The 16,057-nt window shown below is 75.2% G+C and carries 15 protein-coding genes; 11 read left to right on the forward strand and 4 right to left on the reverse strand.

The window, feature by feature from the left end; genetic code table 11:
• Positions 1-207: 207 nt before the first annotated feature.
• The 3 genes from panD to ACIGHB_RS03265 all read left to right on the forward strand — a co-directional run bounded on the left by panD (position 208) and on the right by ACIGHB_RS03265 (position 2,924).
• Complete coding sequence (gene panD / locus ACIGHB_RS03255) at positions 208-633, forward strand: aspartate 1-decarboxylase (protein WP_360308801.1); 426 nt, start codon at positions 208-210, stop codon at positions 631-633.
• A gap of 17 nt (positions 634-650) precedes the next feature.
• Positions 651-1,013 (forward strand): GNAT family N-acetyltransferase, encoded by a 363-nt coding sequence (locus ACIGHB_RS03260; protein WP_399909106.1) that lies wholly within the window; start codon positions 651-653, stop codon positions 1,011-1,013.
• Between the two features lie 423 nt (positions 1,014-1,436).
• Positions 1,437-2,924, forward strand: coding sequence for a transglycosylase family protein (locus ACIGHB_RS03265; protein ID WP_399909108.1), 1,488 nt, complete (start codon positions 1,437-1,439; stop codon positions 2,922-2,924).
• On the opposite strand, the gene ACIGHB_RS03270 is transcribed toward ACIGHB_RS03265, so the two are convergent.
• Positions 2,805-3,791: a DMT family transporter gene (locus tag ACIGHB_RS03270; protein WP_399909110.1), complete on the reverse strand. Its 987-nt coding sequence runs from the start codon at positions 3,789-3,791 to the stop codon at positions 2,805-2,807. The genes ACIGHB_RS03265 and ACIGHB_RS03270 overlap by 120 nt on opposite strands.
• A 409-nt stretch (positions 3,792-4,200) precedes the next feature.
• Between ACIGHB_RS03270 and ACIGHB_RS03275 the strand changes: the two genes are divergently transcribed.
• From ACIGHB_RS03275 to ACIGHB_RS03285, 3 genes are all read left to right on the forward strand, one after another.
• Positions 4,201-4,911 carry an IucA/IucC family C-terminal-domain containing protein gene (locus tag ACIGHB_RS03275; RefSeq protein ID WP_399909362.1) on the forward strand — a complete coding sequence of 237 codons (711 nt, stop codon included), beginning with the start codon at positions 4,201-4,203 and terminating at the stop codon, positions 4,909-4,911.
• Between the two features lie 64 nt (positions 4,912-4,975).
• Positions 4,976-6,451: an SDR family NAD(P)-dependent oxidoreductase gene (locus ACIGHB_RS03280; RefSeq protein WP_360308812.1), complete on the forward strand. Its 1,476-nt coding sequence runs from the start codon at positions 4,976-4,978 to the stop codon at positions 6,449-6,451.
• A 300-nt stretch (positions 6,452-6,751) separates the two neighbouring features.
• Positions 6,752-6,922 (forward strand): hypothetical protein, encoded by a 171-nt coding sequence (locus ACIGHB_RS03285; RefSeq protein ID WP_360308815.1) that lies wholly within the window; start codon positions 6,752-6,754, stop codon positions 6,920-6,922.
• Between the two features lie 107 nt (positions 6,923-7,029).
• Here the strand turns inward: ACIGHB_RS03285 and ACIGHB_RS03290 are convergent, their stop codons facing one another.
• The 3 genes from ACIGHB_RS03290 to ACIGHB_RS03300 all read right to left on the reverse strand — a co-directional run bounded on the left by ACIGHB_RS03290 (position 7,030) and on the right by ACIGHB_RS03300 (position 10,066).
• On the reverse strand, positions 7,030-8,439 hold the full coding sequence (locus ACIGHB_RS03290) for a lipase maturation factor family protein (protein WP_399909113.1): 1,410 nt from the start codon (positions 8,437-8,439) through the stop codon (positions 7,030-7,032).
• Between the two features lie 128 nt (positions 8,440-8,567).
• Positions 8,568-9,143: a DUF1990 family protein gene (locus tag ACIGHB_RS03295; protein WP_399909115.1), complete on the reverse strand. Its 576-nt coding sequence runs from the start codon at positions 9,141-9,143 to the stop codon at positions 8,568-8,570.
• Entirely contained in the window at positions 9,140-10,066 is a 927-nt protein-coding gene (locus ACIGHB_RS03300) for a YndJ family protein (protein WP_399909364.1), read from the reverse strand. The genes ACIGHB_RS03295 and ACIGHB_RS03300 overlap by 4 nt, the downstream gene beginning before the upstream one ends.
• 328 nt (positions 10,067-10,394) lie before the next feature.
• Between ACIGHB_RS03300 and ACIGHB_RS03305 the strand changes: the two genes are divergently transcribed.
• The 5 genes from ACIGHB_RS03305 to ACIGHB_RS03325 all read left to right on the forward strand — a co-directional run bounded on the left by ACIGHB_RS03305 (position 10,395) and on the right by ACIGHB_RS03325 (position 16,053).
• Positions 10,395-11,678, forward strand: coding sequence for a DUF6777 domain-containing protein (locus ACIGHB_RS03305; protein WP_399909117.1), 1,284 nt, complete (start codon positions 10,395-10,397; stop codon positions 11,676-11,678).
• A gap of 47 nt (positions 11,679-11,725) precedes the next feature.
• Positions 11,726-13,810 carry a SpoIIE family protein phosphatase gene (locus ACIGHB_RS03310; RefSeq protein WP_399909119.1) on the forward strand — a complete coding sequence of 695 codons (2,085 nt, stop codon included), beginning with the start codon at positions 11,726-11,728 and terminating at the stop codon, positions 13,808-13,810.
• A 99-nt stretch (positions 13,811-13,909) separates the two neighbouring features.
• The gene (locus ACIGHB_RS03315) at positions 13,910-14,782 is read left to right on the forward strand and encodes an Fpg/Nei family DNA glycosylase (RefSeq protein WP_399909121.1); all 873 of its coding nucleotides are present in this window, start codon (positions 13,910-13,912) and stop codon (positions 14,780-14,782) included.
• Between the two features lie 10 nt (positions 14,783-14,792).
• Entirely contained in the window at positions 14,793-15,560 is a 768-nt protein-coding gene (locus ACIGHB_RS03320) for a LytR/AlgR family response regulator transcription factor (protein WP_399909123.1), read from the forward strand.
• Between the two features lie 109 nt (positions 15,561-15,669).
• Positions 15,670-16,053, forward strand: a complete 384-nt coding sequence (locus ACIGHB_RS03325; protein WP_360321172.1) for a hypothetical protein — start codon at positions 15,670-15,672, stop codon at positions 16,051-16,053.
• Positions 16,054-16,057: the final 4 nt, after the last annotated feature.

Consider the following 16,057-nt stretch of genomic DNA (forward strand, 5'->3'; position numbering starts at 1 on the left):
TCAGCATTCGGTCAGCATGAGTCGCCGGGCGTTCCCGGAGGATTGCCTGAACAGCCGCCGGTGACAGCACGAAATCCCAGGTGAGGACCCGTGTCGCCCGACCGAGCGATGTTCCTCACAAACATCGTTCGGCGCGTGCCGGTGTAGAGTCGCGACTGCCCTTGACCTGCACAAAGCAGGCAGGGAGCCGTCTCAGAGGAGTTCCAAGTGCTGCGTACTCTGTTCAAGTCCAAGATCCACCGCGCCACCGTCACCCAGGCGGACCTCCACTACGTCGGGTCCGTGACCGTCGACGCCGATCTGATGGACGCGGCCGATCTGCTGCCCGGCGAGCTGGTGCACATCGTCGACATCACCAACGGTGCCCGTCTGGAGACCTACGTCATCGAGGGGGAGCGGGGCTCCGGGGTCATCGGGATCAACGGTGCCGCCGCGCGGCTCGTCCACCCCGGTGACCTGGTGATCCTCATCAGCTACGCGCAGATGGACGACGCCGAGGCGCGTGCGTACGTGCCGCGTGTCGTGCACGTCGACGCCGCGAACCGCATCGTGGAGGTGGGCGCCGACGCCTCGGCGCCCGTGCCCGGCAGCGACACCGTGCGTCCGCCGCACGCGGTGCCGGCACCCGCCTGACCGAGGGAGCGCGGGGCATGGCAGAGCGGCAGCGGCCGGCCGAGCCGGTCATCCGTGACGTCCGGGAGAAGGGGCGTCTGGAGGCGTACGTCGACGACGTCTTCGCCGGCGTGATCGTCTACTTCGCCCTCGACGAGGCGCCGCACGCCCTCGTCGCCGTCCACACGGTCGTCGACGCCGACCACGAGGGCCGGGGGATCGCGGGCGCGCTGGTCCGCGCGTTCTACGCGAACGCCGCCCGCGCCGGCGTCCCCGTGGTGCCGCTCTGCCCCTACGCCGCCCAGTGGGCCGCGCGCCACCCCGACGTCGCCCCGCCGCCGCCCCCGGAGGCGGTCCGCGCGGCCGAGCGGCAGCTGGCCGCCACCCCCGGCCTGTGGTGAGCCCGCGCCCCCGCGCGTGACCCGGAAGGCGGTGCGTGCGGGGCCGCGGTGGCGTCGCCGGTGCCACCCTGGAGGGAGGGGGATCGCGGGGGGCCGTCGACCGGGAGGTCCGTCATGACCCATCCGTACCCCGACCCGCTGCCGCCCTCGCCCATCCCGTCCCCGGAACCGTCGCCCCCGCCGGTCCCCCCGCCCAACCCGGTGCCGGCCCCGCCCGACCCGACCCCGCCCGGGCCGCCGCAGCCCGGCGGGCCCGTGCCGCCTCCGGAGCCCCAGCCGCAGCCCGGACCCGCCGGGCGCGGCACGTCAACCGCCCGGTGACGCAAGGGAGTCCACGGACCTGGCGGACTTCCGCATCCGGCTTGTCACACAGCGTACGACCCCCGTAACTTGGACCGCTGTCGCTGTGTTCTAGGGGGGCCCATGGCCGTACGCGGACGTCACCGCCGCCACCAGCCGAGCCGGATCAACCGCGCCTCGCTCACCGCCACCGTCGGAGGCGGCATCGCGCTGCCCCTCATCGGCGCCGGAGCCGCCGAAGCGGCCTCGCTCGACGTCTGGGAGAAGGTCGCCTCCTGCGAGTCCTCCTCCAACTGGCGCATCAACACCGGCAACGGCTACTTCGGCGGCCTCCAGTTCAGCCAGTCCACCTGGGAGGCGTACGGCGGCCGCGAGTTCGCGCCCCGCGCCGACCTGGCCTCCAAGGACCAGCAGATCGCCGTCGCCGAGCGGGTCCTCAAGGGCCAGGGGCCCGGCGCATGGCCCGCCTGCGGCAGCCGCGCCGGGCTGGCCCGCGGCGGCCCCGCCCCGGACGGCTCCGGGGGCGGAAGCGGCGGGAACGGCGGGAACGGCGGAAGCCGCGGGAACGACGTACGGACCGCCTCTCTGCCCGCGCAGCGCGCCCTGCCGCGGACCGAGCCCGCCGAGGCCGGTCCGACGACCGTCCCCACCGTCCGCGAGATGTACACCGTCACGCCCGGCGACTCGCTCTCCGCGATCGCCCGCGAGGAGCGGGTCGGCGGCGGCTGGAAGCGCCTGTACGAGATCAACCGCAAGGTCGTCGGGGACGATCCCGACCTCATCCTCCCCGGCCAGCGCCTGACCCTGCGGATCGCGGCCCCGCCGCGCCCGCCGGCCACCCCGAGCGCCCGCCCGACGCACCCGCAGGCGCCGCCCTCCGCGCACGTGACGAACCCGAAGCCGCCCGCCACGGCCGCCCCGAAGCCCCCGGCCGTCCGGCCCGCCGCGGAGCGTCCCGCCACGAAGCCGGCCTCCCGGCCGCAGACCAAGCCCCCGGTCGAGGCGGCCCAGGCCCCGGCCAAGCCGGCCGCGAAGCCCCAGGCCAAGCCCCAGAACCAGGCCAGGCCCCAGCCCAAGCCGCGGCCCCAGACCCAGAGCAAGCCCCAGAGCAAGCCCAAGCCCAAGCCCCAGACCCAGGCCAAGCCCCGGCCCAAGCCCCAGACCAAGCCGAAGCCCCAGGCCAAGCCCGCCGCCGCTCCCCGCGAGGACCGGTACTCCGCCCCCGTCTCCGCCGCCATCGGCACCCGCTACGGCAAGCCCGGCTCGTCCTGGTCCAGCGGCTACCACACCGGCGTCGACTTCCCCGTCCCCACCGGCACCACCGTCACGTCCGTCTCCGACGGGCGGATCGTCTCCGCGGGCTGGGCCGGCGCGTACGGCTACCAGATCGTCGTCCGCCACGACGACGGCCGCTACAGCCAGTACGCCCACCTCTCCGCCCTCTCCGTCCGCGAGGGGCAGCGGGTCTCCGGCGGTCAGCGCATCGGGCGCTCAGGTTCGACCGGCAACAGCTCGGGGCCGCATCTCCACTTCGAGGTGCGGACGGGTCCCGGGTACGGCTCCGACATCGACCCCCTCGCCTACCTCAGGGCCCGCGGCGTCTCCATCTGACGCCGAGGGCCCGCCGTCCGGCGCCGAAGGTCCGTCGTCGCCCGGGCGGGACATCCGGTCGAGGGTCAGCTCGACCAGCCCGCCCGCGGCGACCGCGCCGCAGACCAGCGCCGCCACCGTGCCCGCCGCCCCGTACCGGAACCCCTCGCCGAAGAGCGTGAGCCCGACGGTCGCGGCCACCACCGGGTTGACCACCGTCACCGTCGCGAGCGGCGCCGCGAGCCCGGCGCCCCGGTAGGACGCCTGGGACAGCAGCAGTCCGGTGACCGCGAGCGCCGACAGGACCAGCGCCGAGCCCCACTCGGCGAGCGGCGCGTCCGCCGACCACTCCTCGGCCACCGCCTTGGTGAAGACCGACGCCACCCCGAAGGCCACGCCCGCCGCCGCCGCGAGGGCCACCCCGCGCAGCACCGACCGGCCGACGAAGCGGGCGAGGAGGAACAGCGCCGCCACCACGGCGAAGGTGACCCCGGCGAGCAGCCAGCGCTGCGCCGCGTCGGGGGTACGGCCCTCCGTCCCGTCGGTCACGCTCAGCAGACCGGCCAGTCCGGCCGTGGCCATCAGCGCCCCGTGCCAGGCCCGCCGCCCGGCCCGGCGCCGTACGAACAGGGCCGCCATGGGCAGCGCGAACACGATGGTGAGGGCGCCCAGCGGCTGCACCACGCTCAGCGGCCCGTAGGCGAGGGCGACCACGTGCAGCGCCGCGCCGACTCCGTTGAGCAGCACGGCGCCCCACCACACCGGATTGCGCAGCGGGGCGTACGTCGGTCCGGCGGCGGCCGCGACCCGCTCCTGCACGATGGCCGCGCCCGCGTACGCGACCGCGGAGACCAGCGACAGGACGACGGACAGCAGCAGCGGACTCATACCCTCCACGATCCCGCGCCGGCCCGTTCCCGTCGTCAGACCAGGGAATGCCCGCGGCGGTACCACCGTCGCAGTACAGCGGGGAGCCGTACACCCTGAGGCGTACGCCATCGCAGGTCAGAACGGTGCAAACCATGCGAGAGCGCGGCGGCGGGCGGTTGCGGTCTCGCTCGCGCCCCGCGAACGGGAGCCACATCCTGAGCCAGTCACCACCTCGACCGGTCCACTTTGGCCCGGAAGATCACTGATCGTCCCCGTAAGATCACTGATCACCCCGGGATACGGTGGGCCCGCGCCGCCGGGGCCGTCCCCGCGGCGGGAGCCCGAGGGGGGAACGGTGGATCCCGAGAAGAGCCCGTACGGAGCGACCCCGGCGTACAGCCCCGCCGAGGCCGCCGAGACCGCCTCCATCGGCGGCTTCTTCGCCCTCAGGACCGCCCCGCCGCCCGCAGGCGCGGAGCGGGGCGACCACCGCCCGCTCGCCCGGCTCTACGCCGGCGAGGACCCCGACGACGACGCACCCCTCCACGCGCGCGTGGACCGCGTCGCCGCCCGGCTCGGCGCGCCCGAGCGGCGCGTCGGCGCCTCCGTCGCCCACCTCGGGCTCGCCGCCCGCCTCTGGTCCACGGCGCTCGGCCCGGCCGCCCTGTACGGCCGCTTCCCCGCCCTCGACCCCGCCGACCTGCACTGGGATCCGGCCCTCACCTCACCCGACGACCTCTGGTGGTCGGGCACCGGCACCCGCCCCGGCACCGTCGCCGCGCTCCGCGAGGCCGTCCAGGAGGCGCATCTGGTCCCCCTGCACGCGGCCTTCGCCCGTGACGGGCGGATCTCGCCCCGGCTGCTGTGGGGCAACGCGGGCTCCGCCCTCGCCGGCGCCCTACGCGAGCTGACCCGCTGGGCCCGCGCCCACGACCGGCCGGAGGCCGCCGAGCGGGCCGCCGCGCTCGTCCAGGGCCTCTTCGACCACCCCGATCTGGCCCGCACCGTCCGCGGCCCCGCGCTCCGCCGCACCAGCTGCTGCCTCTACTACCGCTGCCCATCCGGCGGCCTCTGCGGCGACTGTGTGTTCGACCACGCCCCGGGAACGGGTTTGGAGGGGCGGCCCTCGGCTCCGTAAAGTTGCCTCTTCGGACCCCCCCGGCGGCAACCCGCCCGCGAGTGATCGAGGAACGACGAAGGCCATGACGGTGACTGAAGAATTCCAGGAGTACGGGCCGGGCATCGACCCCGAGCGCCTGGCCGTCTGCCTGAGCGTGCTCGACGAGCTGGAGAAGATCGAGGTCGACCACCCCGACGCGATCGCCGTCCGCCGCGCCACCGCGGGCATCTACCGCATGGTCAAGCAGCGCCGCCGGCAGGAGCGCCGGGCCGCCAAGACCGCCCACGACCGGGCCGTCACCGAGGCCACCGCGACCGGCTCCGCCCAGCGCATCGATGACGAGACCGAGGGCATCCTGCCCTCCTCGGTCACCGAGGCCGGCCGCATCGCGGGCATACTCCAGCGCCCCCGGTCCTGCTACACCTGCAAGACCCGGTACGTCGAGGTCGACTACTTCTACCACCAGCTCTGCCAGGAGTGCGCGGCGCTCAACCGCTCCAAGCGGGACGTCCGCGCGGACCTCACCGGCAAGCGGGCCCTGCTCACCGGCGGCCGGGCCAAGATCGGCATGTACATCGCGCTGCGGCTGCTCCGCGACGGCGCGCACACCACGATCACCACCCGCTTCCCGAAGGACGCCATCCGCCGCTTCAAGGCGATGGAGGACTCGGCGGAGTGGATCCACCGCCTGGAGGTCGTCGGCATCGACCTGCGCGACCCGGGCCAGGCCGTGGCCCTCGCCGAGCAGGTCTCCGCGGCCGGCCCGCTGGACATCCTGATCAACAACGCGACCCAGACCGTGCGCCGGCTGCCCTCCGCGTACGCCGCGCTGGTCGACGGCGAGTCCGCGCCGCTGCCGGCCGGCGAGCTGCCCTCCCACCACGTCATCGGCGCCTTCAACTCCGGCGCGGTCGACGGTCTCGCCGCGCTGCCCGTCGGCACCAGCGGCCTCGACGCCCAGAAGGTCGCCGACCTCGCCCTCGTCGCGGGCAACGCCGGCCTGGAGCAGTACCAGGCGGGCACCGCGATCGACGCCGGCGGCCTCCTCCCCGACGTGGTGGAGTCCAACACCTGGGTGCAGACCATCGACCAGATCTCCCCGGTGGAGCTCCTGGAGACCCAGCTCTGCAACTACACCTCGCCGTTCATCCTGATCAGCGCCCTGCGCCCGTCGATGGCCGAGGCCGCGGCGAAGGCCGCGAGCGGCCGCTCGTACGTCGTCAACGTCTCCGCCATGGAGGGCGTGTTCTCCCGTGGCTACAAGGGCGCCGGGCACCCGAACACCAACGCGGCCAAGGCGGCCATGAACATGGTGACGCGGACCAGCGCCCAGGAGATGTTCGAGTCCGACAAGATCCTCATGACCTCGGTCGACACCGGCTGGATCACCGACGAGCGCCCGCACTTCGAGAAGCTGCGGCTCGCCGAGGCGGGCTTCCACGCCCCGCTGGACCTGGTCGACGGCGCCGCCCGCGTCTACGACCCGGTCGTGCGCGGCGAGGCCGGCGAGGACCTGTACGGCGTCTTCATGAAGGACTACGCCCCCGGCAAGTGGTAGCCGTCCCGGGACAGAGGGTGAGGACTTCACCCCCGTCCGTCGTCAAGAGCGCCTTTTCCTCCGGAAAGGGCGCTCTTTCGGTCTCCGTCACCCGAACGCGTCACACTTTTGAGCCCGGTAGAGCGCATGCGCGCTCATCTGGTTACTCTGATGTCCACGGTCGGCCACCGAAGCGACACCCGCTCCACAGCCGATCAGGGGACTGGCCACCCACCTCGGCCGCGGTCCCGCCCGAGAAACGGCGCCACCGCGACCGAACGGCCCTACGTCCTCAACTGACGCGACACAAAGGAGTGCGCGGTGACACCCGAAATGACGAAGCAGGAACCGCGACCGAAGGAACCCTCCGAGCGACCGCGGCGCAACGGCGAGCTGGGAAGCCTCGAAGTCTGGGCCAGGTCGGCCCCGATCCGCCTCGCGGGCTACGAGGACGACCTCGCGGAGCCCCACATCCTGCCGGGCATCGACTGATACCGCTGCCCTCGACACAGTGCGCCGTCCCCGGGCCCGCCCCCCGTGGCCCGTACGGCTCCGGTGCCCCCGGTCCCTCCCGGACCGGGGGCACCGTCGTGTCCGGCTCAGTCCCGCAGCCGGACCGGCGGCAGGTACACGCGCAGCAGCCGCCGCTGCCACCACGCCCCGGTCGCGCGCAGCTCGCGCCAGGTGGAGAAGCGGTACCGGTACAGCAGGGCGCGGACGTGGACCGGCGGGGCGTCCGGGAAGGGGTTGCGGGCGAGCAGCCGCAGGGTGTCCCGGTCCCCGGCGAGCAGCCGCTCCACGAAGGGCCCGAACCAGTCGCGCGCGTAGCCCGGTGAGAGCGCCGCGAACCACATGAGCCAGTCGAGCCGCAGGTGGTACGGGGCGAACTGGCGGGGGAGACGGCGGGGGTCGCCGGGCTTGCCCTTGAAGCCGTACTCCCGCCACTCCGTGTCCGGGCCCGGGTCCCGGTCGCTGGTGCCCTCCACCACGATCTCGTCGCGGACCCGGCCCACCGTGCCGAAGGCGCCGTAGGTGTTGACCAGGTGGAAGGGGTCGTAGGAGCGGTTCATGGCCTGGTGGCGGGAGAGCAGGTTGCGGACCGGGCGGTGGCTGCGGACCAGGACCAGGGCGGTGACGGCGACGACGAGGGCCGCGTACCAGAGCGGGGGGTCGGGGCGTGGAGGGGCGGCGGTGAGGGCCGAGAGGTCGAGGACGGCGGCGGCCAGCACGATGGTCAGCCAGTTGAGCCAGGCGAAGTTGCCGGAGAGGACGAGCCACAGCTGGGTGGCGATCATCAGGCCGGCCGCGATCGACGCCACCGGCTGCGGGGTGAACAGGAGGAACGGGACGCCGAGCTGGACGACGTGGTTGGCGGCGGCCTCGACGCGGTGGAGGGGGCGGGGGAGCCGGTGGAAGAACCAGCTCAGCGGGCCGGGCATCGGCTGCGTCTCGTGGTGGTGGCAGAGGCAGGTGAGCTTCCGCCAGCAGGCGTCGCCGCGGATCTTGATGAGGCCGGCGCCGAACTCGACGCGGAACAGCAGCCAGCGGAGCAGGAGGAGGACGAGGAGGGGCGGGGCGACGTCGTCGTTGCCGAGGAAGACCGCGAGGAAGCCGGTCTCCAGGAGCAGGGACTCCCAGCCGAAGCCGTACCAGGTCTGGCCCACGTTCACGATCGACAGGTAGAGGCCCCAGAGCAGCAGCCACATCAGCATGGCGACGGCGAGCGGAACCGTGTCCCCGGCCCCGGCGGCCAGCGCCGCGGCGAGCGCCGCGCCGGTCCACGCGACCCCGGCGAACAGCCGGTCCGAGTAGCGCCAGTGGAAGAGCGAGGGCGAGCGGAGCGGGGTGGTCCGGCGCAGGTACTCCGGTACGGGCAGCATGCCGCGCTCGCCGATGAGCGCCCGGAACTGCAGGGCGGCCGAGAGGAAGGCCACGCAGTACAGCACGGCCAGGCCGCGCTGGAAGACGGTCCGGCCCAGCCACAGCTCGGGCGCGGTGAACCACTCCATCGCCTCCAGTATCGGCCCGGAGGGCCCGCCGGGGCGGTCCGGCGGGCGGTCCGGCGGGGTGGGTGGCGGGGCCTCCGGGGCGGGGCGCTCCTGGGCGGGGCTTCCGGGCCCGGGCCTCCGGGCGGGGCTCAGCCGGTGCCGGCCGCGGTGGCGGTCCCGGTGCCGGCCCCGGTGGCGATCCCGGTGAGGGCGCGGCCGAGCCGGCGGGCGTAGGCGAGCTGGAGGCGGGGCACCACGGGCCCGGCGAGCCGGGTGTACCAGGCGGCGGGGCGGCTGAAGGCGGTGACCGTGAAGCGGACGGTGCCGTCGGGCTCCAGCTCGACGAGGAACGACTCCTCGCCGCACTCCGGGTGCCCGGTGAGGGTGCCGTACGCGAAGCCGGCCCGGCGCTCCTCCTCGGGCACCCAGATGACCTGGCAGGGGACGCCGTAGGCGAAGGGGCCGATGCCGAGCGCGATCTCCACGGTGACGCCCGGCGCCGCGCGGCCCGCCGCGGAGCGGACCCGGGCGCCGGTGGCGCGGTGCATCCGCCAGGTGGTGACGGCCTCGGCGGCGGCCCGGAAGGCGGCCGGGCCGTGACCGACGGGAGTGCTGTGGCGCAGGTGGTGGTAGCCGGCGGGGAGGGTGTCGGGGGTGCGGGTGGCGCCGACCTCGCGGTAGCTGAGGGCGCGGCGCGGGGTCAGGTCGCCGAGGATGCGGGTCATGCCGGGAGCTCCGTTCGCGGAAGGGTGACGGGGTGGCGGGGGGCGGTGCGGAGCCGGCGGTGGGCCAGCAGGGCGCAGACGGCGAATCCGAGCGCGTTGCCGAGGCCGTGGGTGGCGGCCATCCAGGTCAGCGTGGGGTGCGGCAGGCCGGTCGCCTCGCCCAGGGCCCACCAGAGCGCGAGCGCCATGGTGACGACGAGGACCAGGGCGGAGACGGCGAGCAGGGCGCGGGTGGCGCGGTCGGCGGCGAGTCCGCGCCGCTCGCGCAGGGTGAGGACCGCGACGGCGGCCATGCCGGCGGTCAGGACGACCGCGCCGGCCAGCTCCGTCCAGTCGTCGACGAAGTAGCCGGCCAGGACGAGCAGGGTGCCGGCGGGGACGCTGAGCGCGGCGGCCCTGGCCAGGGCGCCCCCGCCGGAGGTCCGGCAGAGCAGTCCGGCGACCAGGGCGGCGGCGAAGCCCGCGAAGTGGAAGTGCGGGACGGTCAGCGCCAGCAGGTCGAGCTCGAAGCCGAAGAGGGGGTACGCGGCCCGCTCGGCGACCAGCGCCACTCCGGCGACGGCCGGGGAGACGAGGGCCGTGAGGACCGCGATCTCGCCCGGCCGCGGGGCGCGGAGCGAGGGCCGGGTCCCGCCGGCCGGGGGCGGGGTCGTGCCGGCCGGCCTCCGGGGGAGGGTGAGGAGCAGCCGGGCCGGGGCCTGGAGGGCGAGCGCCAGGGTGGCCAGCGCGTAGCAGGCGGCGAGGGCGGTCGCGGTGCCGGAGCGGGGGAGCCAGAGCGAGACCGCGCCGGGCAGGGCGAGCAGTGGCCAGGCCCGGCGGAGCGCGTCCCAGCCGGGCGGCCGGGGCCCGTCGACGAGCGCGAGCCCGGTCGGCACCACCCAAATCATCCCGAGCGTGACGACCGGGACCACGAAGGCAGACAGTGTGCTCATGGTGTCCATCCCCCCGACTTGAACGTGTTCAACGGTGACGGGACCGAGCGTAGGGCTTCTCTTGAACGCGTTCAAGTCCGATGGGTCGGCGGCCTGGACTCCCCGCTCGGCCGGACCGTCCGGCGGCTCGGACTCCCCGCCGGGCGGGACCGTACGGACGGCCGGACACCCGTCCGGCGGATCGTCCGGCGGCCTGGACCCCCCGCCCGGCGGATCGTCCGGACGAACCGCCCGCCCGGTCGGACGCTCTCCGCTTGCGCCCCGTCACCGGCTGCGACAGAACGGGAGGAACCCATCCGAGCCGACCGGGAGAAGCAACGTGCGCCCCACGCAGCGCCGGACGCGGAGCAACGCCACCGCCGTCCGCCCCGCCCCCGGAGCCGCCCGCCACCAGGGCCGCACCGCCTTCGCCGCCACGCTCGGCGCCGCCCTGTTCCTCGCCGGCTGTTCCCCCGACGGGAGCGGTGGCGCCGCGGGCCGGGCCGCCTTCGGCGCCGCCCACGAGGTGCACCTCCAGACGGTGGCCGACCAGGGACCCGATCCCTTCACCGTCTCCACCGCACGCGGCGCCGGACTCCGCGCCCCCCGGGAAGCGGACCCGGCGGCCCGGCCCGTCAGCGCCCCCGGCATCCGCGAGGTCACCGGCTCCACCCCGGGGCTCTACGGCGGCACCCGCTCCGAGGCCAGCTGCGACGTCGAGCAGCAGGTCGCCTACCTCGCCGCCGAACCCGCCAAGCTCACCGCCTTCGCCGAAGCCGCCGGCATCCCCGAGGGCGGCGTCGCCGACTGGCTCCGCGACCTCACCCCCGTCCTGCTGCGCGCCGACACCCGCGTCACCAACCACGGCTTCCGCGACGGCAGGGCCGCCGCCTTCCAGTCCGTCCTCCAGGCCGGCACCGCCGTCCTCGTCGACCCCTACGGCACTCCCCGGGTCCGCTGCGCCTGCGGCAACCCGCTCCGCGCGCCCGTCAGCGTCTCCGGCGCCGTCCACCACGGCGACCCCTGGACCGGCTTCGACCCCGACAACGTGATCATCGTCAAGCCCACCACCACCGTCGTCGCCAGCCTGGTCATCGTGAACGTCTCCGACGACAGCTGGATCGAGCGGAAGGCGGGCAGCGACGGGGACCAGGACCGCAAGCCCGACACCGAACCCGCCTGCGACCCCGACACCTGCGCCCTCAGCGACCCCGTCACCCCCGACCCCGACCCCGACATGCCGGAGGACCCCACCTCCCGGCCGCCGACGGAGCGCCCCGCCACACCGTCCCGCCCCGCGACACCCGACGCCCCCGCCGCACCGGACACCCCGCCCGCGCCGAACACGCCCGCGGCACCGGACACCCCCGCGGCCCCCGAGGGCTCCTCCACGCCGGACGGGCCGACGGCCGAGGACACGCCCCCGGAGCCGTACACCGAACCCCCGGCCGACCCGTACACGGACCCCTACACGGACCCGTACACGAGCCCCGACCCGTACACCGACCCGTACGCCGACCCGGACGGCGACCCCTCCACCGACCCCGACGGCGGCTACCCCCTCCCCGAGGACCTGCTCCCCGTCGATCCCGGGGCCACCCAGCCCGACACCTTCCCCGGCTGAAAGATCTTCGTGGTGCGCGAGCAACCCGCTGCCTCTAGCGTGGCCCCATGAGCGTGGGCAGCGGGGGAGCGGACACGGCGGGCCGGCCGGGCACGGCGGCGCCCACGGACGGCGCGGCGGCGCCGATCCTCAGCGCGTTCGGAGCCGCCTTCCGGATGGGCGGCTTCGACTGGGACCTGACCGCCGGCACCATGGAGATGGACGAGGCCGCCCTCGCCGTCTTCGACCTCGACCCCCACGAGTACGACGGGCGCCCCGAATCGCTCGGGATCCGCGTCCTGCCCGACGAGGGCCGCCGGCTCGACACCCTCGTCGCCCAGGCCCTCAAGGAGGGCGCCGACCAGTACGGGGCCTACTTCCGCATCCGCCGCCGCGACGGCTCCCAGCAGTGGACCCACACCCAGGGCATCGTCCACCGCGACCCCACGGGCCGCCCCGTCCGGATCGTCGGCGTCCTGCGCGACGCCACCCACGAGCTCACCGAGTCCGCCGCCCGCCTCGGCCTCGACGAGGGCCGCCGGCAGCGCGCCGGGGTCGTCGAGGGCACCACCGCGGCCCTCGCCTACGCCCGCACCGTCCAGGACGTCATCGACCTCCTGAACGACTCGCACGCCCTGGAGCACTTCGGCGCCGCCAGCCTCGTCATGGGCCTGCTGGAGGCGGGCCGCATCCACCTCGTCGCCGAGGGCCCCGACGGCGCCTTCGTCCCCGGCACCCGCTTCACCCGGGTGGACGAGCCCTACCCGATGAGCGAGGTCATCCGCACCCTGCGGCCCCGCTTCATCGACACCGCCGAGGACTTCGCCGCCTCCTTCCCCGTCCTCTGGCCGCACATCAGCGGCCTCGGCATCACCGCCGCCGCCTACCTCCCGCTCATCGCCCAGGCCCGCCCCATCGGCGCCCTCGGCCTGCTCTACAGCGACCGGATCGGCTTCAGCGAGGACGAACGGACCCTCCTCGTCGCCCTCAGCAGCAGCATCGCCCAGAGCCTCCAGCGCGCCGTGCTGTACGAGCAGGAGCACGACCTCGCCGAAGGGCTCCAGCAGGCGATGCTGCCCCGCCGGATCGCCGACGCGCCCGGCGCCCAGATAGCCGTCCGCTACCGCTCCGCCCGGCTCGGCCGGGACATCGGCGGCGACTGGTACGACGTCATCCCGCTCCCCGGCGGCCGGGTCGGCGCCGTCATCGGCGACGTCCAGGGCCACGACACCCACGCCGCCGCCGTCATGGGCCAGCTGCGGATCGTGCTGCGCGCCTACGCCGCCGAGGGCCACACCCCCGCCACCGTCATGGCCCGGGCCTCCGTCTTCCTCCACGAACTCGACACCGAGCGCTTCGCCACCTGCACCTACGCCGAGGCCGACCCCGGCACCGGCGTCGTCCAGGTGGTCCGCGCCGGCCACGTCGACCCGCTGGTCCGCGAGGCGGACGGCAGCTGCCGCCGGGTGCCCGTCGAGGGCGGGCTGCCGCTCGGCCTCTCCGCCGAGTTCGGCCGCCTCGACTACCCCGTCACCACCCTCGAACTCGACCCCGGCCAGACCCTCATGCTGTACACCGACGGCCTCGTCGAGAAGCCCGGCGCCGACCTCGACGAGGGCCTGGAGTGGCTCTCCGCCCTCGTCCGGCGCGGCCCCTCCGACCTCCAGGAACTCGCCGACCTCCTCTGCGAGGTCGTCGCCGAGCGCGGCGGCGAGGACGACGTCGCGATCCTGCTGCTGCGCCGCCTCGGCGCGTACACCCCCGCGGGCGGGCGTTTCCGCCAGCACGTCGCCCAGAGCGATCCCGAGGCCCTCAGCGCCGCCCGCCACATGATCCGGGCCGCCGTCCGCGCCTGGGGCGCCGCCACCCGGGCCGACGAGATCGAACTCGTCGCCGACGAGCTCATGACCAACGCGCTCATGCACACCGACGGCGGCGCCATCGTCACCCTGCGGAAGCTGCCCGGCGCCGGACGCAGACTGCGGGTCGAGGTCGAGGACCGCTCCAGCGCCCTGCCCCGCCGCCGCGAGGCCGGGGAGGCGGGCGTCTCCGGCCGGGGCCTCCTCCTGGTCGACCAGCTCTCCGACACCTGGGGCGTCGAGTCCCGGGGCGGCGGCAAATGCGTCTGGTGCGAATTCACGTCCCCGGACTGACCCGCCTCTCGGCCCGACCTCTCCGGCCCGGCCCCTCCGCTTCCGTTTCGGCCCGCTGTCCGGCGCGCGGGCCGGGGCGGGGTGCGGCAGGGTGGGGGCATGCCCGAACTGCCCGAGGTGGAAGCGCTCCGTGTCTTTCTCGGCGAGCACCTCGTGGGCAAGGAGTTCGCCCGCGTGCTGCCCGTCGCGATCAGCGTGCTCAAGACGTACGACCCGCCGCTCGGCGTCCTCGACGGCGCCGAGGTCACCGGCGTCGACCGCCACGGCAAGTGGCTCGACATCACCGCCGCCACCGGCGAGGGACCCCTCCACCTGGTCGTCCACCTCGCCCGGGCCGGCTGGCTGCGCTGGCAGGACCCGCTGCCCTCGGGCCCGCCCAAGCCGGGCCGCGGCCCGCTCGCCCTGCGGGCCGCCCTCACCGGCGGCGACGGCTTCGACCTCACCGAGGCCGGCACCACCAAACGCCTCGCCGTCCACCTCGTCCACGACCCCCACGAGGTGCCGGGCGTCGCCCGCCTCGGCCCCGACCCGCTCGCCGAGGACTTCGGCCCGGAGGACTTCGCCGCCCTCCTCGCCGGCGAACGCCGCCAGATCAAGGGCGCCCTGCGCGACCAGAGCCTGATCGCCGGCATCGGCAACGCCTACAGCGACGAGATCCTGCACGCCGCGAGGATGTCCCCGTTCAAACCCACCGCCACCCTCACCCCCGACGAGACGACCGCCCTCTACGAGGCGATGCGGAGCACCCTCCACGACGCCGTCGCCCGCTCCCACGGCCTCGCCGCCGGCGAGCTCAAGGCCGAGAAGAAGACCGGCCTGCGCGTCCACGGCCGCACCGGCGAACCCTGCCCCGTCTGCGGCGACACCATCCGCGAGGTCAGCTTCTCCGACTCCTCCCTCCAGTACTGCCCCACCTGCCAGACCGGCGGCAAGGTCCTCGCCGACCGCCGCATGTCCCGGCTGCTCAAGTAGGCTCCCGCGCATGCTGCGCGTACTGGCCGTCGACGACGAGGAGCCCGCCCTCGGGGAACTCCTCTACCTGCTGCGCGCCGACCCCCGGGTCACGACCGCGGAGGGCGCCGGGGACGCGACCGCCGCGCTCCGCCGGATCGGGCGCGCGCTGGAGTCCGGGCCGGGCGGCGACGAGGCGATCGACGTCGTCTTCCTCGACATCCACATGCCGGGCCTCACCGGCCTCGACGTGGCCCGGCTGCTCGCCGGCTTCGCCCGCCCGCCGCTCGTCGTCTTCGTCACCGCCCACGAGGGCTTCGCGCTCCAGGCGTTCGACCTCAAGGCCGTCGACTACGTGCTCAAGCCGGTCCGGCGCGAGCGGCTGGCCGAGGCCGTGCGGCGCGTCCACGAGCTCGTGCACGCCACCGCGCCGACTCCGACCCCCGCCCCCGCCCCTGCCCCCGCCCCGGAGCAGATCCCCGTCGAGCTCGGCGGCGTCACCCGTTTCGTCGCCGTCGACGACATCGCGTACGTCGAGGCCCACGGCGACTACGCCCGCCTCCACACCGACCACGGCAGCCACCTCGTCCGCATCCCCCTCTCCACCCTGGAGGAGCGCTGGGCCGACCGGGGCTTCGTCCGCATCCACCGCAGCCACCTCGTCGCCCTCGGCCGCGTCGAGGAGCTCCGCCTCGACGGCGGCGCCACCTCCGTCCGGGTCGGCGCCACCGACCTCGCCGTCAGCCGGCGCCACGCCCGCCACCTCCGCGACCTGCTGATGCGCCGCGCCGGCGGCTGAACCGGCGGACCCCACGGGCGGGCCGGCGGCCGACCGGCGGACCCTACCGGCGACCGGCCCGTTCCGCTTACACTCCACGGGCCCACCCGCCCGTCAGAGAGCGACGCCGATGCCGGAGCACCCCGAGCCGCGCCGGCCCCGGCGCGAGACCGTCACCCACGCCGACGCCTTCGGCGACCGTCCCGGCGCCCGGCCCCGGCCCCGCCCGGCGCACCCGCCCGCCCGCTCCGAGATCGACGAGCAGACCACCCTCGGCCACACCTACGTCCGCTCCCTGATGCGCAGCCAGCTGCGCGCCGCCCTGACCGCGCTCGGCGCGCTCGCCCTGCTCGTCGGCACCCTCCCGCTGGTGCTCGCCCTGCCCGCCCCCGAGGCGCTGGTCTGGGCCGCCCTCGGCGTCGGCGTGTACCCCGTCGTCTGGGCCGTCGCCCGCTGGTACGTCCGCCGCGCCGAGCGCAACGAGCGCGACTTCACCGGCCTCGTCGAGCGCTGAGGCC

The sequence above is a fragment of the Streptomyces sp. NPDC085460 genome (genome assembly GCF_044541975.1).
Lineage (GTDB): Bacteria > Actinomycetota > Actinomycetes > Streptomycetales > Streptomycetaceae > Streptomyces.

Bases quoted from the DNA above. Each gene is read 5' to 3' on its own strand.
- ACIGHB_RS03260 (WP_399909106.1), top strand. From the start codon at position 651: ATGGCAGAGCGGCAGCGGCCGGCCGAGCCGGTCATCCGTGACGTCCGG.
- ACIGHB_RS03265 (WP_399909108.1), top strand. From the start codon at position 1,437: ATGGCCGTACGCGGACGTCACCGCCGCCACCAGCCGAGCCGGATCAAC.
- ACIGHB_RS03270 (WP_399909110.1), bottom strand. From the start codon at position 3,791: ATGAGTCCGCTGCTGCTGTCCGTCGTCCTGTCGCTGGTCTCCGCGGTC.
- ACIGHB_RS03280 (WP_360308812.1), top strand. From the start codon at position 4,976: ATGACGGTGACTGAAGAATTCCAGGAGTACGGGCCGGGCATCGACCCC.
- ACIGHB_RS03290 (WP_399909113.1), bottom strand. From the start codon at position 8,439: ATGGAGTGGTTCACCGCGCCCGAGCTGTGGCTGGGCCGGACCGTCTTC.
- ACIGHB_RS03295 (WP_399909115.1), bottom strand. From the start codon at position 9,143: ATGACCCGCATCCTCGGCGACCTGACCCCGCGCCGCGCCCTCAGCTAC.
- ACIGHB_RS03310 (WP_399909119.1), top strand. From the start codon at position 11,726: ATGAGCGTGGGCAGCGGGGGAGCGGACACGGCGGGCCGGCCGGGCACG.
- ACIGHB_RS03315 (WP_399909121.1), top strand. From the start codon at position 13,910: ATGCCCGAACTGCCCGAGGTGGAAGCGCTCCGTGTCTTTCTCGGCGAG.
- ACIGHB_RS03320 (WP_399909123.1), top strand. From the start codon at position 14,793: ATGCTGCGCGTACTGGCCGTCGACGACGAGGAGCCCGCCCTCGGGGAA.
- ACIGHB_RS03325 (WP_360321172.1), top strand. From the start codon at position 15,670: ATGCCGGAGCACCCCGAGCCGCGCCGGCCCCGGCGCGAGACCGTCACC.